Below are 23,612 nucleotides of genomic sequence, written 5' to 3'. Positions count from 1 at the left end.
ACCCTGCGCAAGCTCGCCCTCAACGTCCTCAACCGCGCCCGACCTGACGTCTCCGTCCGCCGTAAGCGAAAACGCTCTGGATGGTCCGACGACTTCGCAAGATCCATCCTTGGGCAAATGCGATGACCCTGCAATTTGAACGATGACGGCTTGACCGCCGCTGCAACAACGGGTATCCAGATCCCATGAAGACCACCGACACCATGCGAATGCGAATTATCGGCCCGGCGCTCTGAAGCGTCGGAGAGCTGCCGTATTCGTGTTCAATGGTCGTGTGGAGTGTGTGGCGTGTCGCTGCACCTTGTGGTTCCCGGAACCCTCAATCCGGTTCATGACAGGTCCAACGCTCTGACCGCTGTTGCGGCGTCGTCTTTTGGCGTCCGTTTCGGCGAGCGAATGTGTGGCTCGGCGCGAATTATTCTCCTGGCCCGCTGAGGCGGTCCGGGGCACGCCCGACTTACCCAAAAATTCGTTCGCCGAGGATCTTCGCGATGTTCACCGCGCATGTTGATGCCGCGCGCACCCTTTCCGTCTGCGCTCCCCGCCACCGATCCCTTGAAGACCGCCTGCCGGCATGGCTGCCCTTGTCGGCGGTGACCGATGCAGCCGAGCGGCTGTCCGGCCAGATCGTCCGCACGCCGCTGCTGCATGCGCCGACACTCGGCCGGGATCTGTGGCTGAAGGCGGAGGTGTTCCAGGCCACCGGGGCCTTCAAGGAACGCGGCGCGCTGAACCGCCTGCTGCGGCTGACGGCACCGGAGCGGGCCGGCGGCGTGGTGGCGATGTCGGCCGGCAACCATGCGCAGGGGGTGGCGCTGCATGCCGCCCGCCTGGGGGTGCGGGCCACCATCGTGATGCCGGAGACCGCCCCGCGCTGCAAGGTGGAGCGCACCGCGGAACTGGGTGCCGAGGTGGTGCTGCATGGCGCCACGGTCGGCGAAGCGAAGGGCAGGGCGCTGGAACTTGCGGCGGAACGCCGGCTGACCTTCCTCCATCCCTATGACGACCCCGACGTGATCGCCGGGCAGGGAACCGTCGGGCTGGAGATCCTGGCCGACCGTCCGGATGTCGACACGGTAGTAGTGCCGGTCGGCGGCGGCGGCCTGCTGGCCGGGGTGGCCGCCGCAGTGAAGGCGCGGAATCCGTGGGTACGGGTGATCGGTGTGCGCCTGGCCCGGCGGGGCGGTCCGACGCTGGCCGACGGCATCAACGTCCATGCGCTGGGCAAGCTGCCCCAGGCAATCGTGGACAGCCTCGTCGACCGGGTGGTCGAGGTGGAGGAGGCGGAAATCGCCGCGGCGATGAGGGCTCTGCACCGCTCCTTCGGGGTGGTGGCGGAGGGAGCCGGGGCTGCTGGGATCGCGGCGGTGCTCGGCGGCCGGTTGGGACGGACTGGACGGACGGTGGCGGTTCTGTCCGGCCGCAACGTCGATGGCGACACGTTGGCGCGGACGCTGGCGGCGTGATTTTCCGCTGTTCATCAGGGTTCGGTTGACGCCCCTTCCCATTCATTGCCGTCGTCGCGGAACGCTGGAGGTGGCGGGGCGGCTGGCACCAAAGGACCGCCACCTCAGCCATTCCCGCGCAAATCGCATATCTCGTCTCTTCACCGAAGCGAAGTATGGATAGGTCAGCAGAAATGACCTATATTGGTCGTCGCGTGTACACACACAGGCGACACCGAGGGGTAGCTGGCATGACGAACAATTCCGCCTCGACCATTTCGTCATCCCCTGCGTCGGTCACTTATGAGCGCCCTAAGGCGGCGCACAGTGTCTTTGATAATTTGCAAGGACAACTGTTCGGTATCGTCATGACATCCTTCGGCATTGCCATTCTTCATGCCGCAGGTCTGGTCACCGGACAGGCGGCGGGGCTTGCCTTTGTGATTTCTTACGCAACCGGCATCGATTTCGGAACTCTGTTCTTCCTGGTCAATCTGCCTTTCTATTTTCTTGCGCTGGCGCGCATCGGCGTCGGATTCACGGTCAAGTCGCTGATCGCGGTGACCGGCATCGCCCTGCTGTCCGGGCTGCTGCCGACCATGATGAGCTTCAGCGCCATTAACCCGTATGTCGCGGCGGTGCTGGCCGGCTTCTGCGTCGGGATCGGCGTCATCGCCCTGTTCCGCCATGGCGCCAGCGGCGGCGGTGTCGGCATCCTCGCCTTCTACCTGCAGGAAAAGACCGGCTTCCGCGCCGGCTGGCTGCAGTCGCTGTTCGATCTGGCGGTATTCTCGGCCGCGGCATTCGTGCTCGACTGGCCGGCGCTACTGGCGTCCATCCTGGGGGCCGCGGTGTTGAACGCCTTCGTCGCCTTCAACCACCGCGCCGACTGGTACGTCGCCCGCTGAACGGACTGGGGCCACCGGGGCCGCTCTATTCGCGGCCCAGAACCCGGTCGACCACCGCGTCGGCCCATTCCCGCGACCGGAAGCTCGCCTTGGCTTCCACCGGGTCATAGACACGCTCGACCCAATCCCAGAAGGCGATGGGACGCTTCTGGTTGTAGGCGGCGTACAGCTCGAAGAAGTAATCGAGGATGCCGGTCTTCGCCTGCTTGAAATGGCCGTACTTCCAGGACAGCTGCTTCATCGCCTGTTCGAGCGGCTGGCCTTCATGGGCGAACAGATACAGCGTCGACATGAAGCCGGCGCGGTCGGCGCCCGACTTGCAGTGCATCAGCGCCGGATAGGTCATCGTCTTGAACAGGTCGCGCGCCTTCAGAAGGGTTTCCTTCTTCGGCATGTCGCGGGAGTTCACCGGGAAATCGACCAGTTCCAGGCCATGGGCGCGGCAGGCTTCCGCCTCCAGGATGTAGGAGGCGCAGTCGCGCGAGCCGCGCAGGTTCAGGATCGACTTCACCCCGTTGCGCGCCGCCGCCGCGATGTGCGAGGGCGAGGGCTGGCTCGCCCGGTACATGTTGGGGGAGATGCGGTAGGTGTTGGAATAGATCAGCCGGAAACAGGCATGGTCGATGAACACGGCTTCCAGATGGCCGAGTGCGCGCTGCCATGGCGTCGCCATGCGGCTGCGGCTGCGCTTGATCGCATCGGCCAGCGCGGTGGTGGTGACCGCCCGCAGGGTGCTTTTCTTCGCCAACTCAAACCTTCCGACTCTGACGGAACGCCAACATAGGCATGGTCGGCGTTCCGTCAAGAACCCCATTGCGAGAAACGGGTCACGCCACCCTGTCCTGCAGCCGCACATACATGCCGTACTGGGCGGCCAGCGTCAGCACGATTTCCATGTACAGGTTGATCAGGCCGTTGGCGTAGAAGGCCGGGCAGCCGGTGTAATGGCGCTCTCCCGCCATCGCGGTCGGCTCGATCAGGTCGGTGTTGAGCACGATCAGGTCCTTGTCCGGATCGTAGAGGAAGGCCGACTGGTCGGTGCGCAGCGGGTGAATGGCCTGATGGTCGTCCGCCTCGATCTTTCCCGCCGCCATGAACTGGCACAGCATGCCCAGGCTGCCCATCGCCAGCGGCAGCACCTGCTTCAGGCTGCGGCGGGCGAGGTCGTCGTAGGCCGCGGCTTCCAGTCCCGGCCGCAGCAGCGGCGCCGCTTCCACCAGATTCCAGCAGACATGGAGCGCGGTGTGGCTGCCGGTCTTGGTGATCGACAGCATGTCGTAGCCGGACGGTCCGTGCAGCACCGACTTCTGCAATTCGCGGCCCAGCACATACCCGGCGGCGGCCATGTCGGTGATGGTTCCCTCCGTCCGGCAGCGGTCCTCCTCCACCATCACCTTGATCGCCCAATCCTTGATGATGGCGTCGAGCAGGTGGCAGACGGAGTCGCGCAGGAAGCCGACCATGCGGTCGGGATCGGCGGCGGCCATGCCGTCGGGGTCGGCGAAGTCCAGCCCGTGCGGCGACTCCGGCGGGGTGGACAGCCGCAGATGCCCGTCATCGTCCAGCGGCATGCGGGCGATGATGTGCTCCCGCAGATCGACATAGAGGAATCCCAGCAGCGTGTTGATCGCGACCTTCTCGAAATCCTCCTTGCGGGTGTCGGCATGGGCCGGGCAGTGGCCGGCCAGCGTCAGCAGTTCCTCGCTGAGCAGATAGTTCGGGTCTTCGGCGATGCGGTGCAGGATGGGTGCGAGGTTGATCCGGGTCATCCCGGCTTCCTCATGCGCGCCGGCATAGGTCAGGGCGAAGTCGTTGGTGCGGGCCATCGTGCTCAGCCCTCCTGAAGACGGTCGTAGACGGAGTAGTCGAGGGCCAGCCCGGCGACGATGTCGAGATACAGCTTGATCAGGTTGGTGGTGTAGAAGGCCGGGCAGCCGGTGTAGTAGCGCTCGCCCGGCTTGGCGAAGGTGACGATGGGATCGGCGTTCAGCCGGATCAGCCCGTTGGCGTCCAGGATGAAGGCCTTCTGGTCTTTGGGCAGCCGGTGCACCGCCAGGCCGTCGGGCGGCTCGATCCCGCTTTCCTCCATGTAATGGACCAGCATGCCCAGGCTGGACATCGACAGCGGCACGATCTGCTTCAGGCTGCGGTGGACGAGGTCGTCGTAGAAGGCGGCGTCCTGTCCCGGCACCAGCAGCGGTGCGGCCTCCACCATCGCCCAGCAGATGTGGATTGCGGTATGGCTGCCGGTCTTGGTGATCGACAGCATGTCGTAGCCGGCGCGCTGGTAGAGCGGCGAATGTTCCAGCACCGTGCGCAGGACGAAGGTCGCCGCCGCTTCCAGCGAGATCTCGCCGGAGCCCTGGGAGCGGAAATACTCCTCCTCCCGCACCAGATCGACGGCCCAGCCGGTGATCAGCCCGTCCAGCAGATGGCAGGTGGCGTCGCGCAGGACCGAGCAGAACACGTCCGGCGGCGCCGCAGCCATGGCGGCGCGGTCGGCCGGATCCAGCCCGTGCGGCGAGCGCGGCGGGATGGGGAGCATCGGCCGCCCATCCGCATCGAAGGGCAGCTTGCCGACGATGTGGTCGCGCAGCCGGCTGAACAGCAGGGCCAGCAGGCTGTTGACGGCCACCTTGTCGGCGTCGTCCTGCGGGATCGGGGCCACAGCTTCCGCAGCGCCTTCGGTCTTGCCGGCATGGAACGGGCATTGCCCGGCGCCCTGGCGGAACTCCTGGCTGAACAGGAAATTCGGATCGGTCTGGACGCGTTGCAGGATGTGCGCGATCGACACCCGGCCCAGCCCGGCCTCGCCATGGGCGGTGTTGAAGGTCTGGGCGAAGTCGTTGGAACGGGCGGTCAGGGTGTCGGACATGCGGCGGCCTTGGGCGCTGGTCTGAGGGCGGATCCGGGGCGGACGGGCTACCCTAAAGGGAAAAGGCCGCCACGCGCAACGGAGTGACGGCCCAGGGCACTATAATGTCCCGGCTGCTGCGTTATTTTGCCACGATCCTGCCGTCCACCGCCGGAGCCACCGTTTTCTTGGCCTCGACGTAGTTCATCACGATGATCGCCAGCAACACCGCGCCCGACGCATCGACGATGACTTTGGAGCGCGGGAAGGCGGCATAGCCGTCGCCGCCCTTCAGCATGTAATCGTTGGTGGCGACGCGGTAGGTCCCCTGCGGGTCCACCGGCTTGCCGCCGACCGTGATCGAGGTCACCCGCCGCCCGGCCGGTGCCTTCGGGTCGTAGGTCATGGTCAGGCCGGAAACCTGCGGGAAGCGGCCGGCCTTCTCCTCCACCTTGCTGACGCCATGTTCGAGGGTGGAGATCAGATCCTGCCCCGACATCTCCACCAGCACGCCGACATTGCCGAAGGGCAGTTCGGCGAAGATGTCCTTGCGGGTCAGCCTGGACCCGGCGGGATGCAGCGCATCGGCGCGGATGCCGCCACCATTGGTGATGGCGACGTCGGCCTTCAGCGTGTCGCGCAGGGCGTCGGCGATCAGGTTGCCCATGCTGGCCTCGCGGCTGCGCACCACATCCTTGCGGCTGTCGAGTTCCGTCGTCGTGGTGCCGATCACCACCGCCAGATCGCTGTCGAGCCGCCTAGTGTAGCCCTCCACCACCGTCTCGACCTCCGGATCGGGAGCGACGCCGGCGGTGGTGACGAAGCGCCATTCGGTCGGGACGGTCACGGTCGCCGGTCCCTTGCCGGCATCTTTCGTTTCGACCGCGAGTTTCACTATGCCGAGATACTGCGCGTCGTGCCCCGCCTTCAGGATCAGGGTGGACCCCTCATAGAAGCTGATCGGGTCGTGGTCGTGGCCGCCCAGGATCAGGTCGATGCCCTTGACCTTGGACGCCAGTTTGCGGTCCTCCTCGATGGTCAGGTGGGTTAGCGCCACCACGACCGACGCCCCCTTCGCCCGCAACTCCTTCACCGTCGCCGCCGCGGTCTCCAGCACCGGCGGGAAGTCGAGGCTCGGCCCGGCGCTCGACAGGCGGGCGGTGTCGGGGGTGATCAGGCCGAGGAAGCCGACGGTGATGCCGTCGATGGTCCGGGTCCAGCTCGGCACCGTGCCGGCGAAGGCGGAGCCGTCGGCCGACCGCACATTGGTGCCGATCCACGGAAATTTCGATTCGGCCATGCGCTGCTTCAGCAGGTCGGGACCGAAGTCGAATTCATGGTTGCCGAAGGTCACCGCATCGACGCCGATGGCATTGAACAGCGTGATCATCTGCTCGCCGCGCGTCGTGCCGGACAGCAGCGACGGCGACAGGAAATCCCCGCCGACCGTGGTGATCGCATCGGGGGCGGCGGCGCGTTCGCGCTTCAGCAGGGTCATCAGCGGCCCGAACCCGCCCTGTCCCTTCACCGGCGCTATTTCATACACGTCGTTGACGTGCAGGAAGGTCAGCGTGCCGTTTTGCGCCCAGGCGGGCAGGGCGGCGCCGAGCATGATGGCGAACAGCGGTGCTGCGACGAGACGGGTGCGGGACAGCATCTGAACGAACCTCCGGCGGAAAGAGGGTGCCTGACGCACTCTAGATCAGCTTTTTGTCGTTGCGCATAGCGGCTTTGCATATCGGCGCATGCGGTTGGGAAAAGCTGCGGCTTGAACTCTGCCCGCGACGGTCTCACAACTTGATGACAGCCCTACCAACGACGCGAGCCGAGCAGACCCATGCGCATTCTGGTCGTTCAGAACAGCCGTACCGCCCCCATCGGTCTGGTGGGCGATGCGCTGACCGACAATGGCGCCACCCTCGTCACCATCGCCGCCAACGAGGGGGAGGCGATCCCCGACAAGGACGGCTATGACGGTCTGGTGGTGCTGGGCGGTCCGCAGGACGCCTGGGACGACGAGAAGGGGCCGCATTTCGGCCGGGTGATGGAGTCGATCCGCGACTTCACCGAGGCCGACCGGCCGGTGATGGGCATCTGCCTGGGCGCGCAGCTGGCGGCCCGCGCCTATGGCGCCAAGGTCTACCGCCACACCATTCCGGAACTGGGCATCCATCGCGTCAGCCTGACCGACGGGGCGCAGGACGACCCGCTGCTCGGCGGTTTCGGTTCCGAACTGAACCTCGCCCAGTGGCACTACGACACCTTCGAGTTTCCCGAGGGCGCCGTGCCGCTGGCCTACAGCGAAGCCTGCGACCGTCAGGCCTTCCGCTTCGGCCGCGCTACCTATGCCTTCCAGTTCCACCCCGAGGCCACCGGCGACATCCTGCGCGGCTGGGCCTCGCGCATCCGGGAAGAGGCGCGGCAGAGCAATGCGGAGATGCTGCACGGGCTGGAGGATTCGATCGTCACACACCTGCCGGTGGCGGAGCAATTCACCCGTGCGATGACCCGGCGCTGGCTGGATCTGGCGCGCTGACCGATCCACTGCCGGCAGCCTCGGTGAAGCGGGCCAGCAGGTCCGGGGTATCGACGTCGTAGAGGATGCCGGCATCGTCGACCGGCACCTCGCACAGCCGGTCGGCATGCTGGCCGATCAGCCGCTTCGCTCCGGCATCGCCGCTCAGCGCCGCCATCTCCGTGAAGAAGGAGCGGTCCCACAGCACCGGATTGCCCTGCTTGCCATGGGTGGTCGGGATGCAGATCGCGCGGCCTTCCAGCGGGCTGTAGGCGGCGATCAGCCGGTCGATCACGGCGGACGCCACCCGCGGCATGTCGCCCAGGCAGACGACCACCGCGTCGGATTCGCTCGGCACCGCCGCCAGACCGGCGCGCAGTGAACTGCTGAGCCCCTCGGCGAAGGCGGGATTGTGGACGAAGGTGACCGGCCGGTCGGCCAGCGCCCGCGCCACGCTTTCCCCCTGGTGGCCGGTGACCACGATGACGTTGGCGGCCTGCGAGGCGAGGGCCGCATCGACGGCGCGGGCGACCAGCGGCGCGCCGTTGACCTCCGCCAGAAGCTTGTTGGTCGGCCCCATGCGGCTGGAGCGGCCGGCGGCCAGCACCAGCGCCGTGACGCGCGGGGCGCGATGCGTTTCCGGCGAAACACCGGCGCGGGGCAGGGGGCGCGTCGGGATCTCGGCCAGCAGCCCGCCGACGCCCATCCGCATCACCTCGGCCCGGCTGGGCGGAATACCGGCGGCGATGCGCTGCAACACCCAGTCGAAGCCGTTCAGCTTGGGCGAGCGCGCACAGCCCGGCAGCCCCAGAACCGGTTTGGCCTGTCGCCGCGCCAGCAGCAGCAGATTGCCGGGATCGACCGGCATGCCGAAATGCTCCACCACGCCGCCTGCCCGCTCGATGGCTGCCGGCAGCACGTCGCGGCGGTCGGTGATGGCCGACGCGCCGGCGATCAGCAGCAGGTCGGCCTCCGGTGCCCCGGCGATCTGCGCCGCCAGTTCCGCCTCGTCATGGGCGCAGCGCGAGTCGTGGATCAGCGTGCCGCCGATGGCCTCGACCCGATCCCGCGTCACGGCAACGGTCTTGTCGAGAACGCTGTCCTTCACACCCGGAAGCCGTGTCTGGATCAGCGCCACCGACAGCGGGCGGTAGGGCAGCACGGCAAGCGGCGGCGGTCCGTCGGTGGCGATCCGCTCCGCCCGCTCGACGGCGTCGGCGGGGGCGGCGAAGGGGATGATCTTGACGGTGGCCAGCATCTGTCCGGGCTCGACCGGGGCGAAGTCGGGCAGAGTGGCGATGGTGACGCTCTCGTCGATCTCGTTGATGGCGTCGATGCGGGACGGGGCGAGGCGCAGCAGGCCGCGCGCTTCGGCGAACAGGTTGACCCGGCCGGTGAAGGCGGCGGCGACCTGGACGGCGCCGCCCGCCACGGCGGCGGCGATGCGGGTGGCGGCGGCATCCTCGCCGATGTCACGGTCGGACAGCTTGGCGGCGATCAGCTCGGCGATGCCGGCCTCGCCCAGGACTCTCAGGTCATCGGCCGACAGCCGGCGGCCCTTCTTGAAGGCGATGGAGCCCAGACGCAGGGAATGGGCGAGAATCGCGCCCTCGGCGTCGGACAGGGGAAGCGGGCCGAAGAACATGGTGGCTCCGGATGGGCGCGGTCGGTGTTCGCCGACGGATATGGCGACCGGGCCGGAGCGGGGCAATGGGCGGAAGGTGTGGGGTGGGGGGGAGACGGCTGGCTTCCCCCACCCCGATCCTCAGACCTCAGCAGGGATGGTTCTCGCCCCGCCGCACGCAGGTGATCTGGCCCATGATCGCAATGGCGATTTCCGCCGGGGTGACGGCGCCGATCGACAGCCCGACCGGGCCGCGGATCCGCTTCACCTCGGCCTCGCTCAGCCCCTCGTCGCGCAGGCGGTCGAGGCGCAGGGCATGGGTGCGCTTGCTGCCCAGCGCGCCGACATAGAAGGCGGGAGAGCGCAGGGCGGCGATCAGCGCCGGGTCGTCCAGCTTCGGATCGTGCGTCAGCGTGACCACCGCGGTGCGGACGTCGGGCTTCAGCGCCGCCAGCGCCTCGTCCGGCCACAGATGATTCAGCTTCACGCCGGGGAAGCGCGCCTCGGTCGCGAAGGCGCCGCGCGGGTCGATCACCGTCACGTCATATCCGGTCAGCGCCGCCACCGGGGCCAGAGCCTGGGCGATGTGCACGGCGCCGACGATCAACAGGCGCATGGCCGGGTTGTGGACATGCACGAACAGCCGGAAGCCGTCCTCGTCCTGCGGATCGACCAGCATGCCGGAACGATCCTGGCGGATGCGCCGGCGCACCTCGTCCAGCAGGTCGGGCTCCAGCCCGAAGCCGCCATGCACGGTGTCTTCGAAAACAAGCGTCTGGAGGCCGCTGTTAAGATCGGTCACCAGGGCAGCCGGAATTGCGTCGGCCTTCGCCGCAAGCAGCCGGTCCAGAATTTCGCGTTTCATTCCACGGCCTCGACATAGACCTGCACCTGTCCGCCGCAGGCCAGCCCGACTTCCCAGGCCATTTCGTTGGTGATGCCGAAGGACAGCAGACGCGGTTCGCCGTCCTCCATCGTCTTGACCGCCTCATGCGCCACGGCGCTTTCGATGCAGCCGCCGGACACGGAACCGGCCATGGAGCCGCGGTCGTCGACCGCCATCTGGCTGCCGACCGGCCGCGGCGAGGAGCCCCAGGTCGACACGACGGTCGCCAGGGCCACCCTGCGGCCGGCTGTCCGCCATGCGGCTGCCTGCTCTACGATGTTGTCCGCCATCAGGGTGTCGTTCATCCCGCCGCCTCCTTCAACCAGCGGCGCAAGCCCGGGCTACGACGCGGACCGTCTGCCGACAGGGCGCCGGCCAGATCCGCGAGGCTGTTCAGGCTGTGGGCCGCACGAAAATCGTCCACATGCGGCAGCAACGCCCGGATGCCTGAGGATTTCGGCGCAAAGCCTTCCCAGCGCAACAAAGGATTCAGCCAGACGAGCCGCCGACAGCTTTTGTGCAACCGTTCGGCCTCTGCCGCAAGCCCTTCCCCTGCATCCCTGTCCAGCCCGTCGGTAATGAGAAGTACCACCGCACCCTGGCCCAGCACCCGGCGTGCCCAGGTCCGGTTGAAGGCGTGCAGAGCGGTGCCGATCCGTGTGCCGCCGGACCAGTCGGCGACCGCCCCCGACACGGCGTCCAGCGCCACATCGACGTCCTTGTGCCGCAGGTGGCGGGTGATGTTGGTCAGCCGCGTGCCGAAGACGAAGCTGTGGACCCGGTCGCGGTCGTTGGTGACCGCATGCATGAAATGCAGCAGCATCCGCGAATAGCGGGTCATCGAACCGGAGATGTCGCACAGCACCACCAGCGGCGGCGGGCGGGTGCGGCGGCGTTTGCGGGCGAGGTCCGACAGATCGCCGCCGCTGCGCAGCATCCGCCGCAGCGTGGCCCGTGGATCGACGCGCGGTCCCGCCGGATCGGGCCGGTGGCGCCGGGTGGTGACCTCCGCCAGCGGCAGGGCGAGACGGGCGAGCAGACGCTTGGCCTGGGCCATCTCCTCCCCCGTCATCTTCTCGAAATCCTTGTCCTGAAGCCGCTCGGCGGCGGAGACGGTAAAGGAGGCGTCGATCTCGATCTCCGTCTTTTCCGGTTCCTCCCGGTCGGTGCCGCTGCCGTGCAGGGCCTCGGCAAGGCGTTGCGCCATCTCCGGCTGGTCGGGCACCTCCGTCCGCACCTTGGGCAGCATCAGCGACATCATCTTCTTCAGGATGTCGGGATTGCGCCAGAAGACGTGGAAGGCCTGGTCGAACAGCTCGCTCTGGTCGTGGCGGTTCACGAAGATGGCGTGCAACGCCCAATAGAAGTCGGTGCGGTTCGACAGGCCGACCGCCTCCACCGCCTCGACCGCCTGCAAGACCTTGCCCGGCCCGACCGGCAGGCCGGCGGCGCGCAACGCACGGGCGAAATGCATCAGGTTGAGGGTGAGGCGTCCGGCCGGCGCATCGTCCGTCATGACGGCCTCACCGGGCGGTGGTGGCGGCCAGCTCGGTCTTGACCTGGGTCAGGATGCGCGCTGCCTCGCTGCCCTGGATGCGGGCGATGTCGTCCTGGTATTTCAGCAATGTGCCCAACGTGTCGTTGATGACGGAGGGCTCCAGCTCCAGCTGGTTCAGCTCGACCAGCGCCTGCGCCCAGTCCAGCGTCTCGGCAACGCCCGGCGCCTTGTAGAGGTCCATGCCGCGCAGGGTCTGAACGAAGCCGACCACCTGTGCCGCCAGCCGGGCATCGGCCTGCGGCGCCTTGACCGACAGGATCTCCCGCTCCCGCGCGGCGCCGGGGTAATCGACCCAATGATAGAAACAGCGCCGTTTCAGCGCGTCGTGGATCTCGCGCGTGCGGTTGGAGGTGAGGATGACGATGGGCGGCTCATGTGCATGGATTGTGCCGAATTCAGGGATCGAGACCTGATAGTCGGACAGGATTTCCAGCAGATAGGCCTCGAACGGTTCGTCGGTGCGGTCCAGCTCGTCGATCAGCAACACCGGCGGGCCGGCAAGGTCCGGTTCCAGCGCCTGGAGCAGCGGGCGCTTGACCAGGAAGCGCTCGGAAAACAGGTCGGCGGCCAGCGAGTCGCGGTCCTGCCCGCCGGATGCCTCGGCCAGCCGGATTTCCATCATCTGGCGGGCATAGTTCCACTCATAGACGGCGGACGAGGCGTCCAGCCCCTCATAGCATTGCAGCCGCAGCAGCTTGCGGCCGAGCGTCGCCGACAGGACCTTGGCGATCTCCGTCTTGCCGACACCCGCCTCGCCCTCAAGGAACAGCGGGCGCTTCAGCTTCAGCGCCAGGAACAGCGCGGTCGCCAGCGAGCGATCCGCGACGTAATTGCCGCGGGTGAGAAGCGCCAGCGTGTCGTCGACGGAGGCGGGAAGGGCTGTGGTCATGGAAGGCCTTGGAGATTGACAAGGAATGCCCTCTCCCGTCCCGGGAGAGGGAGGGGACCCACCGGAGGTGGGGAGGGTGAGGGGTGAGGCAAGCAACCTTGCGGTTCGGAATTCTTGTGCGACCCCTCACCCTTCCCAAGCTTCGCTTGGGCCCCTTCCCTCTCCCGGGGCGGGAGAGGGACCTAAATCACCTCGCCGCCTCCACCGCACGCTTCGCCATCACGGTGACGAGGTGGGCGCGATAGTCGGCGCTGGCGTGGATGTCGGCGTTCAGGCCGTCGGCCTCCACTGACAGGCCGTTCAGCGCCTCAGGCCGGAAGTCGGCGGCCAGTGCCGTCTCGAACGCCTCGGCGCGGAAGACGGAGCCGGCGGCGCCGGTCACCGCCACCCGCACCTCGGCGCCGAACTTCGCGACGAAGACGCCAACGATGGCGTAGCGGCTGGCCGGGTTGCGGAACTTGGCGTAGGCCGCCTTGTCCGGCCGGGAGTAGCGGACCGATTTGAGGATCTCGCCCGGCTCCAGCGCGGTTTCGAACATGCCGGTGAAGAAATCGTCGCCGGAGATGGTCCGGCGGTCGGTGGTCACCACCGATTTCAGCGCCACCACGGCCGATGGGTAGTCGGCCGACGGATCGGCGTTGGCGATGGAGCCGCCCATCGTGCCCATGTTGCGGACCTGACGGTCGCCGATGCCCTCGGCGAGGCTCGCCAGCGCCGGGATCACCCGCTTGACGAGGTCGGAATGGGCGACCTCCGCATGGCGGGTGAAGGCGCCGATCTCCAGCCCGCCATCAGCCTCTCGGATGCCCTTCAACTCCGGAATGGCGCCGAGGTCGATCAGGTCGGTTGGGCGGGCAAGGCGCTGCTTCAGCGTCGGCAGCAGGGTCTGGCCGCCGCCCAGCAGCTTTGCCTCGTCCGCCTGGATGGCGGTCGCCGCGTCGGCAAGCGATGTCGGCCGTTGGTAGTTGAAAGCGTACATTCTCCAGCCTCCTTCTTCTTCGGCCGTCTTATTCCGCCGCCATGGCAGGAGCAGCGTCGCGGATGGTCCGCCAGACCTTTTCCGGCGTCGCCGGCATGTCCATGTGGGTGACGCCATAGTCGGACAGCGCATCCACAACCGCATTCATCACGGCGGCGGCGGCACCGATGGTCCCGGCCTCGCCGCAGCCTTTCACGCCCAGCGGGTTGTGGGTGCAGGGCTGGTCCTCGTGATAGCGTACGGTGAAGGATGGGACATCGTCCGCCCGCGGCATGCAATAGTCCATGTAGGAGCCGGTGACGAGCTGGCCCGACTCCTCGTCATAGACGCAGTTCTCGTACAGCGCCTGCCCGATGCCCTGGACCAGGCCGCCATGCACCTGCCCCTCGACGATCAGCGGGTTGATGACGTTGCCGAAATCGTCCACCGCGGCGAAACTGACGATGGTGGTGACGCCGGTGTCGGGGTCGATCTCCAGCTCGCAGACATGGCAGCCGTTGGGATAAGTGAAGTTCTTCGGGTCGTAGAAGGCCTGCTCGTCCAGTCCCGGCTCCAGCTCGTCGAGCGGGAAGTTGTGCGGGACGTAGGCCTGCAGGGCGATGTCGCCGATGCCCAGGCTCTTGTCGGTGCCGGCGACGGTGAAGCGGCCCTCCTTGACCTCGATGTCGGTCTCGGCGGCCTCCAGCATGTGGGCGGCGATCTTCTTCGCCTTGCGCTCCACCTTGTCCATCGCCTTCACCAGGGCCGAGCCGCCGACCGCGAGCGAGCGTGAGCCGTAGGTGCCCATGCCGAACGGGATCTTGTTGGTGTCGCCGTGGACGATCTCGACATTCTCGATCGGGATGCCGAACCGCTCCGCCACGATCTGGGCGAAGGTGGTTTCATGGCCCTGGCCGTGGCTGTGAGCGCCGGTGAAGACCGTCACCGAACCCGTTGGATGGAAACGGACTTCCGCGCATTCATAAAGTCCTGCGCGAGCGCCGAGCGCACCGGCGACATTGCTGGGGGCGATGCCGCAGGCTTCGATGTAGGTCGCGAATCCGATGCCGCGCAGCTTGCCGCGCGCCTTCGATTCGGCACGGCGCTGCTGGAAGCCGGGGTAATCGACCAGCGGCAGGGCGATGTCGAGATTCTTGGCGAAGTCGCCGGTGTCGTATTGCAGCGCCACCGGCGTCTGGTAGGGCATCGCCTCTTTCGGCACGAAGTTGCGGCGGCGGATCTCGGTCTTGTCCATGCCCATCACGCCGGCCGCGACATCCACCAGCCGCTCGATCAGGTAGCAGGCTTCCGGCCGGCCGGCGCCGCGATAGGCATCGACGGGAGAGGTGTTGGTGAAGACCGCCTTGACCTCGGCATAGATCGCCGGGGTCTTGTACTGACCGGCCAGCAGGGTGGCGTAGAGGTAGGTCGGGATCGACGGCGCGAAGGTCGACAGATAGGCACCGAGATTGGCCAGCGTCGAGACGCGCAGCGCCAGGAAATTGCCGTCGGCGTCCATCGCCAGCTCGGCGTGGCTGACATGGTCGCGGCCATGGGCGTCGGTCAGGAAGCTTTCCGAGCGGTCGGCGGTCCATTTCACCGGCCGGCCGACCTTGCGCGCCGCCCAGGTGACCACGGCCTCCTCGCCGTAATGGAAGATCTTCGATCCGAACCCGCCGCCGACGTCGGGGGCCACCACCCGCAGCTTGTGTTCGGGAATGCCCAGCACGAAGGCGCCCATCAGCAGGCGGGTGACATGCGGGTTCTGGCTGGTGGTGGTCAGCGTGTATTCGCCGTTCGACTGGTCGTACTCGCCCATCGCCGCCCGCGGTTCCATCGCGTTCGGGACCAGACGCTGGTTGACCAGATCGATCTTCGCGACATGGGCTGCGTTGGCGAAGGCGGCATCCGTCGCGGCCTTGTCGCCGAGATGCCAGTCGTAGCAGACATTGTCCGGCGCATCGTCATGGACCAGCGGCGCACCGCCGGCGATGGCACGGGTGGAGGACCCGACCGCCGGCAGTTCCTCGTAGTCGACCACCACCATCTCGGCGGCGTCGCGCGCCTGCTCGCGGGTCTCGGCGATCACCACCGCCACCGCGTCACCGACATAGCGCACGCGGTCGCGCGCCAGCGGGTAGTGCGGCGGCTCCTTCATCGGCGAGCCGTCCTTGGAATGGATCTGCCAGCCGCAGGGCAGGCTGCCGACCTTGTCGGCCTCCATGTCGGCCCCGGTCAGCACGGCGACCACGCCCGGCATCGCCAGGGCGTCCGCGACGTCGATGCCCAGGATGCGGGCATGGGCGTAGGGCGAGCGCACATGGACCGCATGGGTCATGTTCAGGCGCTTGAAATCGTCGGTGTAATTGCCGCGGCCGGTCAGAAAACGCTGGTCTTCGCGCCGGCGCACCGAGGCGCCGATGCCATTGGGGTTCGCCATCTCGTGTTTCCTCCCACAGGAACGCTGAAGATGCGGAAATGCCTGAACTGCAATCTTGTCTGCTCTGGGCGTTTCGCCCTTATTCGGCCGCGACCGGCGTTGCCTGTCCACCGGCCATCGCTTCCGCACCCGCCTTCACCGCCTTGACGATGTTGTGATAGCCGGTGCAGCGGCAGATGTTGCCCTCCAGCCCTTCGCGGATTTCGGCTTCGGTCGGGCTCGGGTTCTCGCGGACCAGATCGACCGCGCTCATCACCATGCCCGGTGTGCAGAAGCCGCATTGCAGGCCGTGATGTTCGCGGAAGGCGGCCTGCATCGGGTGCAGCGTGCCGTCGGCCGCCGCCAGACCTTCGATGGTCGTGACGTCCGCCCCGTTGGCCTGGACGGCCAGCGTGGTGCAGGACTTGACCGACCGGCCGTCGACATGAACGACGCAGGCGCCGCATTGGCTGGTGTCGCAGCCGACATGGGTGCCCGTCAGGCCAAGATGCTCGCGCAGGAAGGCGACGAGCAGGGTGCGCTCCTCCACCTCGCGCGAGACCGTCTTGCCATTGACGGTCATCGAAACGGTACAGGACATCGGTTTTCCTCCCGCTGGCTGAAAGTCTGGCTTGCAGTCGTATGGCGTGCAGTTGGGACTTATCACTGTCGATTGACGCGCCGTCGGCCGAAGCCATGGGGATGTCCGCTTCGGTCGGCGGTCTTGTGCCACAAGGATAGGGGGTGTCTGCCCTTCGAGGTCAAGGAGCCTGTGCATGGCTTGGCCGAAAGAATGGCATTGCAACCATCGTTATGTCGGATTGTACGTACTGGCGCGCAATTTTGTGGCGCGTTACAGTGGGTTGGGGCTGCCCACGCTCTGTGGGCCCAAAATAAATCCGCCCGGCAACGATCCGGGCACGGCAATGATGACGGGGAGAGCCACCATGAATCGCCCATCTGTGAAGCGTCGCGTCCTGGCCCTGTGCACGGCCGCGGGCTTCGGTCTCGGTCTTGGCTTCGCCGCACTTCCGGCGCAGGCGGAGGCCTTCATCACCGTTCTGACCGGCGGCACCAGCGGCGTCTATTACCCGCTGGGCGTGGCGCTTTCCAACGTGTACGGCAAGGCGCTGCCGGGCGCGAAGGTGACGGCGCAGGCGACCAAGGCGTCGGTCGAGAACCTGAACCTGCTCCAGGCCGGCCGCGGCGAGATCGGCTTCACCCTGGGCGATTCGCTGAGCGATGCCTGGAAAGGCAACGAGGAGGTCGGCTTCAAGCAGAAGCTGGACAAGCTGCGCACCATCGCCGCCATCTATCCCAACTACATCCAGGTCGTCGCCGCCAAGGAATCGGGCATCAAGACGCTGGCCGACCTGAAGGGCAAGCGGGTGTCGGTCGGCGCGCCGAAGTCGGGGACGGAGCTGAACGCGCGGGCCATCTTCGGCGCCGCCGGACTGGCCTACAAGGATTTCGCCAAGACCGAGTATCTGCCCTTCGGCGAGTCGGTCGACCTGATCAAGAACCGCCAGTTGGACGCGACGCTGATTTCCGCCGGCCTCGGCGTGGCGGCGATCAAGGATCTGTCCTCGTCCCAGGAGATCACCGTCGTCAGCATTCCGGCCGAGCTGGTGCAAAAGGTCGGCGACGCCGCCTACATCGCCGAAACGATCCCGGCCGGCACCTATCCGGGCCAGACGGAAGCCGTGCCGACCGCCGCCGTGCGCAACCTCCTCGTCAGCCATTCCGGCGTGTCGGACGATGCCGCCTATGCGATGACGAAGACGCTGTTCGAGAATCTCGACGCGCTGGCCGCCGCCCATGTCGCCGCCAAGCAGATCAAGCTCGACCAGACCGCCACCCAGTCGCCGGTGCCGCTGCATCCGGGCGCCATCAAGTACTTCAAGGAAAAGGGCCTGATGTAAAAAACCGATGGGCGGAGAAGCCGTGGTGAGCGCAAACAAAAATCAGGCGGACTCCGAGATCCGTCAGGCCATCGACCGGGAAAATCCGGCGACGGTGGCCGCATTCGAAGGGTTCGACGGGCGGGCGGTCTTCGCCATCGCCGTCGCCTTCTCCGCCTTCCAGATCTGGACCGCCGCCTTCAACCCGGTTTCCACCATGGTGGTACGGGCGGTCCATGTCGGTTTCCTGCTGCTGATGACCTTCACCCTGTTCGGCTTTCGCCAGACGGCGGAGCGCAGGCGGGTTCCCTGGTACGACTGGCTGCTGGGCCTGACCGCCTTTGGCGTCGGCCTCTATCATTACGTGTTCGAGGTCGACCTGATCCAGCGGGCGGGCGACCCCAACACCACCGACCTGATCGTCGGCACCATCGCGGTGGCGCTGGTGTTCGAGGCGGCGCGGCGCATCATGGGGCTGGCGCTGCCGATCATGTGCGGCGTCTTCATCCCCTATGCCCTGTTCGGCCGCCATCTGCCCTTCGGGCTCGCCCACCGCGGTTACGACCTCGATCAGGTGATCGACAATCTCTACCTGTCGACGGAGGGGCTTTACGGCACGCCGACCTTCGTGTCGGCCAGCTACATCTTCCTGTTCATCCTGTTCGGCGCCTTCCTTGAGCGCGCCGGCATGATCAAGCTGTTCAACGACGTGTCGCTCGGTCTCGTCGGTCATGCCAAGGGCGGGCCGGCGAAGGTGGCGGTGATCTCGTCCGGCCTGATGGGCACCATCAACGGGTCTGGCGTCGCCAACGTGCTGACCACCGGGCAGTTCACCATCCCGCTGATGATGCGCTTCGGCTACCGTCCCGCCTTTGCCGGTGCTGTGGAGGCGACGGCCAGCATGGGCGGGCAGCTGATGCCGCCGGTGATGGGGGCAGCGGCCTTCATCATGGCGGAGACCATCGGCGTGCCCTACAGCGAGGTCGCCATCGCCGCGGCGATCCCGGCGATCCTCTATTTCGGCAGTGCCTTCTGGATGGTCCATCTGGAAGCGGGGATGCGCAACCTCGTCGGCCTGCCCAAGGACCAATGCCCCAGCGCGCTCCGCGCCGTGGTGGAGGGCTGGTACCTGATCCTGCCGCTGGCGGCGCTGGTCTATCTGCTGTTCTCCGGCTTCACACCGCTGTTCGCCGGGGTGATCGGTATCGCGGCGACCGCGGCGCTGATCCTCGGCACCACCATCGTCGGCACCATCGGACCGATGGCGTTGCGCGTCGCCTTCTGGGTTGCGGTCGGTCTTGTCGCCGCCGGACTGTGGAAGCTGGGGTTCCGGACCGAGCATCTGGCCTTCACCATGGTCGTGCTGCTCATCATCCCCTGCCTGCTGTTCAAGGGCGGCCGGGAGACGCTTACGCTGGTGGTGAACAGCATCGCCGACGGCGCCAAGAACGCGGTCGGCGTCGGCGTCGCCTGTGCGCTGGTCGGCGTGTTGATCGGCATGATGACGCTGACGGGGCTTGCCTCCAGCTTCGCCTCGACCATCGTCGACTGGTCGGGTGGCAACCTGCTGGCGGCGCTGGTGCTGACCATGATCGCCTGCATCGTGCTGGGCACCGGCCTGCCGACGACGGCCAACTACATCATCACCGCGTCGATTGCGGCGCCGGCCCTGCTGACCATGGGCGTGCCGCTGATGGTCAGCCACATGTTCGTCTTCTATTTCGGCATCATGGCCGACCTGACCCCGCCGGTCGCCCTGGCGGCGCTGGCGGCCTCGTCGATCTGCAAGGCCGACCATATGGAGATCGGCTGGATCGCGACGCGGGTGGCGATGGCGGGCTATGTCGTGCCTTTCATGGCCGTCTACGACCCGGCGCTGGTTCTGCAAGGCGGAAGCTGGCTGGCGGTGGCCTATGTGTTCGTCAAGGCCTGTGTCGCCATCGCCCTGTGGGGGGCCGCCACCATCGGCTTCTTCTGGACGCCGCTGTCGCTGCTCGCCCGGCTCTATGCCGCGGCGGCGTCCTTCCTGTTCATCGTGGCTCTGCCGTTGACCGACGAGGCCGCCTTCGTCATGACCGGCCTGTTCCTGCTATGGCAGCACCGGCGCCGGAGCGTGCCGACCGCCGCTGCGGCTTGAGGTGGGCGGTCTCTGCCTGTTCGCTCTTGGCGGCGCGCTGCTGGCGTCGCTGCCGGGGACCGAGTTCAGCCTGTCCTGGACCCACTCCATCGAGAAGACGGAGTGGCGGGAGCAGTGGAACATAGATGCAGGACGCTTGCGTCTGGTGGAGGCGCGCATCCGTGGCGCCGGTGCGGGCATGGAGCCCGGCCCGGATGCCCGGACGACCGCCGATGGCTGGATGGTCTGGACGCCGGGGCTGCCGCCGCAGGACAGCGTTACGCTGGCTGCATCGGGATTCACCGGCGAGCATCGGCTGTGCGCGGGCGGCGAGTGTCGGCCGCTGTCCGGCTGGACGGGGATGGCGGACCGGGCAATCACGCTGCGGGCCTGCCCATAGGGCCGGCGCATACTCGCATACGAAAGTTCGTGTCGCCGCCGCCCCTTCCGGCTTGGCTTACGCTGCGTCAATCCGCATAATCCCGTTCCTTTCGCCAGCCTACTTTCCGGACCGATGATCAATTCTCAAACGCACCGACGGCGCCCGTCCATCCTCCCGACCACTCTGTCGGCCTTCCTCTGGGCGGCGCTCGCCGTCGGCGGCGTGCTGCTGGGCGCGCATGGGGTGCAAGCCGCCGAGGTGGCGGCTGAGGCCGCCCATGCCGGCGTGCCGCATCTGGACGGACGGCTGCTGAGTGCGGCGTGGGTCGTGCCCTTCGCCGGGATCCTGCTGTCGATCGCGCTGTTCCCGCTGCTGGCGCCGATGGTCTGGCACCATCATTTCGGCAAGATTTCGGCGGTCTGGGCCCTGGCCTTTCTGGTCCCCTTCGCCGCGACCTTCGGGGTCGACCTCGCCACCTACGAACTGCTGCACACGGTGCTGCTGGAATATATCCCCTTCATCGTTCTGCTGACCGCGCTGTTCACGGTTGCGGGGGGTGTGCGGCTGACCGGGTCGCTGGTGGGGACGCCGATGGCCAACACGGTCGGGCTGGCGCTGGGCACTGTGCTTGCCAGCCTGATGGGGACCACCGGCGCCTCGATGCTGCTGATCCGCCCGCTGCTGCGCGCGAACGAACATCGGCGCCACAAGGTCCACACGGTCGTCTTCTTCATCTTCTTGGTGTCGAATGTCGGCGGGTCGCTGACCCCGCTGGGCGATCCGCCGCTGTTCCTGGGCTTCCTGAAGGGCGTCGATTTCTTCTGGCCGACCGTCCATCTGCTGGCGCCGATGGCCTTTCTGTCCGCCCTGCTGCTGGTCATCTACTTCGTCCTCGACCTTGTCCTGCACACCCGCGATCCCGGCAAGCACCCGCTGATCGAGGGCGTGCACGAGCGCGAACCGATCCGCATCGAGGGCAGCGTCAACCTGCTGCTGCTGGTCGCCATCGTCGGCGCGGTGCTGCTCAGCGGCATCTGGCATCCGGGGACGGGCGTCACGCTGTATCATGTGACGGTGTCGCTGGAAACCATCGTGTCGAACCTGCTGCTGCTGGGCATCACCGGCCTGTCGCTGGCGCTGACCAGCAAGCAGAGCCGCCGCCTGAACGGCTTCAACTGGGGGCCGATCCTGGAGGTGGCGAAGCTGTTCGCCGCCATCTTCCTGACCATCATCCCGGCCATCGCCATCCTGAAAGCCGGCACCGATGGCGCGCTGGGCGCCATCATCTCCGCGGTGAACGAGGGCGGCAAGCCGAACCCCGCCGCCTATTTCTGGGCCACCGGCATCCTGTCCAGCTTCTTGGACAATGCGCCGACCTACCTGATCTTCTTCAACACCGCCGGCGGCGACGCGAAGGTGCTGATGACGGATCTGTCGCTGACGCTGACCGCGATCTCGGCCGGTGCGGTGTTCATGGGTGCCAACAGCTATATCGGCAACGCTCCCAACTTCATGGTCAAGGCGATTGCCGAGGAGCGCGGCGTCGCCATGCCCAGCTTCTTCGGTTATATGGCTTGGTCCTTCGGCATCTTGGTGCCGTTGCTGGGGCTGACCACGCTGGTCTTCTTCCTGTAACGGTCCTCAATCTTGTAACAGCCCGCAACGAAACCAATCGCCACCTCCGCCGTTAACCCGCACTGGGGCCGCCTTTCCGTCCGACATCGGACGGGTCTCGCGCGGCGTAACGGCTGGAGGGTGACGTGGTTTCGAAGGGTCTCGGCTGGAACATGGGTGCGGGCTTCAAGGCGGGGCGGCCGATGACCGCGCCCAGGCAATCCCGCTCGGACCAAGTCCCATCGGCGGGGCAGGTTCCATCGGTCTGAGCGGCCGGAGCCTGCGCCATGAGCACGCAGACCAACCCCGGCCACCTCCATTCCCTAACCCCGCTGCGCGGCATCGCGGCCTTGTGGGTGGTGCTGTACCACTACAGCTTCCAGTATTTCCCCAACCTGCACCCGGACAGCTACACGCATCTGGTGCAGAAAGGCTATCTGGCCGTCGATCTGTTCTTCATGCTCAGCGGCTTCGTGCTGACGCATGTCTATCACGGCACCTTCACGGACAAGGTCGGCGACAAATATTGGAGCTTCCTGCGGGCGCGCATCGCCCGGCTCTATCCGCTGCATCTGGCGGTCCTGCTGCTGTTCGTGGCGACGGCGCTGGCCGTCCGCGCGGTGGAGTACGCCGCCACCGGCAGTTTCCCGGCAATCCCGCTGAAAGGGGCTGAATCGGTCTGGGCCCTGGTCGCCAACCTGTTCATGCTCCAGGGCCTCTATGCCAGCATGCTGAGCTGGAATTACCCGGCCTGGTCGATCAGCCTGGAATTCATGGCCTATCTGGTCTTCCCCTTCGCGCTGCCCTGGGTCTGGCGGTCGAGCGGCCGGACGCAGGCCCTGCTGGCAGTCGGTGCGCTGGCGACGCTCTTTGCGCTGGCCTGGACGACGCAGGACAATCTGAACCAGTGGGACGGGCCGCAGACCCTGCTGCGCTGCCTGCCGGAATTCCTGCTGGGCACGCTGCTTTATAGCGCCTTCCGCAGCGGGCTTGCCGCGTCGGTGCTGTCGAACGACCTGACGATGGCCGGTGTGGTGGTGGCGATCCTGCTGCTTCTGCACACCGGCGGGCCGGACCTGCTGGCCGTGCTCCTGTTCGCCCTGCTGATCCTGGCGGCCGTCGCCAACCATGGCCGGGCCGCAGGCATGCTGAATGTCCGGCCGCTGGTCTGGCTGGGCGACGTGTCCTATTCGCTCTACCTGATCCACGGCTTCGTCGAATATGCCACCACGCGGCTGCTGGGGCTGGGGCTCGGCATTCATGACCGCAAGGCGCTGCCGGGCAACTGGTCGATGGCCCTCATGCTGGCGATGGTCACGGCCTGCCTGCTGATGGCCGGCCCGGCCTATCGCCGGATCGAGGTCGGCGGCCGGCGCCTTCTGCGGGAGGGCCCGAGCTTCGGCCGGCTGACGCTGGCGACGGCAGGCAGGCGGGCGAACTGACGCCCAAAAAAATGCGCCCGGAGGCTGAGGCCGCCGGGCGCAAAGGCACAGTACGAAAGAGGATCATCAGTAGTGATGATGCAATCGGGAGATCGATTGTG

General features: G+C 66.9%; 20 protein-coding genes and 1 pseudogene. 9 read left to right on the top strand and 12 right to left on the bottom strand.

Annotation, left to right across the window (positions count from 1 at the left end; genetic code table 11):
• The 3 genes and pseudogenes from CRT60_RS22365 to CRT60_RS22355 all read left to right on the top strand — a co-directional run.
• Positions 1-126: pseudogene (locus tag CRT60_RS22365) on the top strand (ISAs1 family transposase); the annotation flags it as partial.
• Positions 127-491: 365 nt separating this feature from the next.
• A complete protein-coding gene (locus tag CRT60_RS22360; RefSeq protein ID WP_098738700.1) occupies positions 492-1,466 on the top strand; it encodes a pyridoxal-phosphate dependent enzyme in 975 nt (324 codons plus the stop codon).
• Between the two features lie 230 nt (positions 1,467-1,696).
• Positions 1,697-2,353, top strand: a complete 657-nt coding sequence (locus tag CRT60_RS22355) for a YitT family protein (RefSeq protein ID WP_109447110.1) — start codon at positions 1,697-1,699, stop codon at positions 2,351-2,353.
• 25 nt (positions 2,354-2,378) lie between these two features.
• On the opposite strand, the gene CRT60_RS22350 is transcribed toward CRT60_RS22355, so the two are convergent.
• The 4 genes from CRT60_RS22350 to CRT60_RS22335 all read right to left on the bottom strand — a co-directional run bounded on the left by CRT60_RS22350 (position 2,379) and on the right by CRT60_RS22335 (position 6,864).
• Positions 2,379-3,101 (bottom strand): protein tyrosine phosphatase family protein, encoded by a 723-nt coding sequence (locus CRT60_RS22350; protein ID WP_098738698.1) that lies wholly within the window; start codon positions 3,099-3,101, stop codon positions 2,379-2,381.
• A 79-nt stretch (positions 3,102-3,180) separates the two neighbouring features.
• Positions 3,181-4,179, bottom strand: coding sequence for a hypothetical protein (locus CRT60_RS22345; protein ID WP_098738697.1), 999 nt, complete (start codon positions 4,177-4,179; stop codon positions 3,181-3,183).
• Between the two features lie 5 nt (positions 4,180-4,184).
• Positions 4,185-5,228: a hypothetical protein gene (locus CRT60_RS22340; protein ID WP_098738696.1), complete on the bottom strand. Its 1,044-nt coding sequence runs from the start codon at positions 5,226-5,228 to the stop codon at positions 4,185-4,187.
• Positions 5,229-5,349: 121 nt separating this feature from the next.
• Entirely contained in the window at positions 5,350-6,864 is a 1,515-nt protein-coding gene (locus tag CRT60_RS22335) for a bifunctional metallophosphatase/5'-nucleotidase (RefSeq protein ID WP_098738695.1), read from the bottom strand.
• A 180-nt stretch (positions 6,865-7,044) separates the two neighbouring features.
• Here CRT60_RS22335 and CRT60_RS22330 point away from each other — a divergent pair, with 180 nt between their 5' ends.
• Entirely contained in the window at positions 7,045-7,743 is a 699-nt protein-coding gene (locus CRT60_RS22330) for a type 1 glutamine amidotransferase (RefSeq protein WP_098738694.1), read from the top strand.
• Here CRT60_RS22330 and CRT60_RS22325 read toward each other — a convergent pair.
• From CRT60_RS22325 to CRT60_RS22290, 8 genes are all read right to left on the bottom strand, one after another.
• Positions 7,700-9,367, bottom strand: coding sequence for an NTP transferase domain-containing protein (locus CRT60_RS22325; RefSeq protein ID WP_098738693.1), 1,668 nt, complete (start codon positions 9,365-9,367; stop codon positions 7,700-7,702). The genes CRT60_RS22330 and CRT60_RS22325 overlap by 44 nt on opposite strands.
• A 127-nt stretch (positions 9,368-9,494) precedes the next feature.
• A complete protein-coding gene (locus CRT60_RS22320; RefSeq protein WP_098738692.1) occupies positions 9,495-10,211 on the bottom strand; it encodes an XdhC family protein in 717 nt (238 codons plus the stop codon).
• Positions 10,208-10,537, bottom strand: a complete 330-nt coding sequence (locus CRT60_RS22315) for an XdhC family protein (RefSeq protein ID WP_204562060.1) — start codon at positions 10,535-10,537, stop codon at positions 10,208-10,210. Before CRT60_RS22315 ends, CRT60_RS22320 begins: the two co-directional genes overlap by 4 nt.
• Positions 10,534-11,748, bottom strand: coding sequence for a vWA domain-containing protein (locus CRT60_RS22310; protein ID WP_098738691.1), 1,215 nt, complete (start codon positions 11,746-11,748; stop codon positions 10,534-10,536). Before CRT60_RS22310 ends, CRT60_RS22315 begins: the two co-directional genes overlap by 4 nt.
• A gap of 7 nt (positions 11,749-11,755) precedes the next feature.
• The gene (locus CRT60_RS22305) at positions 11,756-12,679 is read right to left on the bottom strand and encodes an AAA family ATPase (RefSeq protein WP_098738690.1); all 924 of its coding nucleotides are present in this window, start codon (positions 12,677-12,679) and stop codon (positions 11,756-11,758) included.
• Positions 12,680-12,866: 187 nt separating this feature from the next.
• Positions 12,867-13,658 carry an FAD binding domain-containing protein gene (locus tag CRT60_RS22300; RefSeq protein ID WP_098738689.1) on the bottom strand — a complete coding sequence of 264 codons (792 nt, stop codon included), beginning with the start codon at positions 13,656-13,658 and terminating at the stop codon, positions 12,867-12,869.
• A 28-nt stretch (positions 13,659-13,686) separates the two neighbouring features.
• Positions 13,687-16,077 (bottom strand): xanthine dehydrogenase family protein molybdopterin-binding subunit, encoded by a 2,391-nt coding sequence (locus tag CRT60_RS22295; RefSeq protein WP_098738688.1) that lies wholly within the window; start codon positions 16,075-16,077, stop codon positions 13,687-13,689.
• A 79-nt stretch (positions 16,078-16,156) separates the two neighbouring features.
• Entirely contained in the window at positions 16,157-16,657 is a 501-nt protein-coding gene (locus tag CRT60_RS22290) for a (2Fe-2S)-binding protein (RefSeq protein WP_098738687.1), read from the bottom strand.
• 346 nt (positions 16,658-17,003) lie between these two features.
• Between CRT60_RS22290 and CRT60_RS22285 the strand changes: the two genes are divergently transcribed.
• From CRT60_RS22285 to CRT60_RS22265, 5 genes are all read left to right on the top strand, one after another.
• Entirely contained in the window at positions 17,004-17,978 is a 975-nt protein-coding gene (locus tag CRT60_RS22285; protein WP_098738686.1) for a TAXI family TRAP transporter solute-binding subunit, read from the top strand.
• A gap of 25 nt (positions 17,979-18,003) precedes the next feature.
• Positions 18,004-20,094 carry a TRAP transporter permease gene (locus CRT60_RS22280; protein ID WP_098738796.1) on the top strand — a complete coding sequence of 697 codons (2,091 nt, stop codon included), beginning with the start codon at positions 18,004-18,006 and terminating at the stop codon, positions 20,092-20,094.
• A gap of 1 nt (position 20,095) precedes the next feature.
• The gene (locus CRT60_RS22275) at positions 20,096-20,473 is read left to right on the top strand and encodes a DUF1850 domain-containing protein (RefSeq protein WP_098738685.1); all 378 of its coding nucleotides are present in this window, start codon (positions 20,096-20,098) and stop codon (positions 20,471-20,473) included.
• Between the two features lie 114 nt (positions 20,474-20,587).
• Positions 20,588-22,090, top strand: coding sequence for a sodium:proton antiporter (locus tag CRT60_RS22270; protein ID WP_098738684.1), 1,503 nt, complete (start codon positions 20,588-20,590; stop codon positions 22,088-22,090).
• Between the two features lie 266 nt (positions 22,091-22,356).
• Positions 22,357-23,511: an acyltransferase family protein gene (locus tag CRT60_RS22265; RefSeq protein WP_098738683.1), complete on the top strand. Its 1,155-nt coding sequence runs from the start codon at positions 22,357-22,359 to the stop codon at positions 23,509-23,511.
• Positions 23,512-23,612: the final 101 nt, after the last annotated feature.

This window comes from Azospirillum palustre, from assembly GCF_002573965.1.
In the GTDB taxonomy this organism is placed as follows: domain Bacteria; phylum Pseudomonadota; class Alphaproteobacteria; order Azospirillales; family Azospirillaceae; genus Azospirillum; species Azospirillum palustre.
The sequence above is the reverse complement of the archived record's forward strand: the minus strand, read 5'-3'. Positions and strand labels throughout refer to the sequence as shown.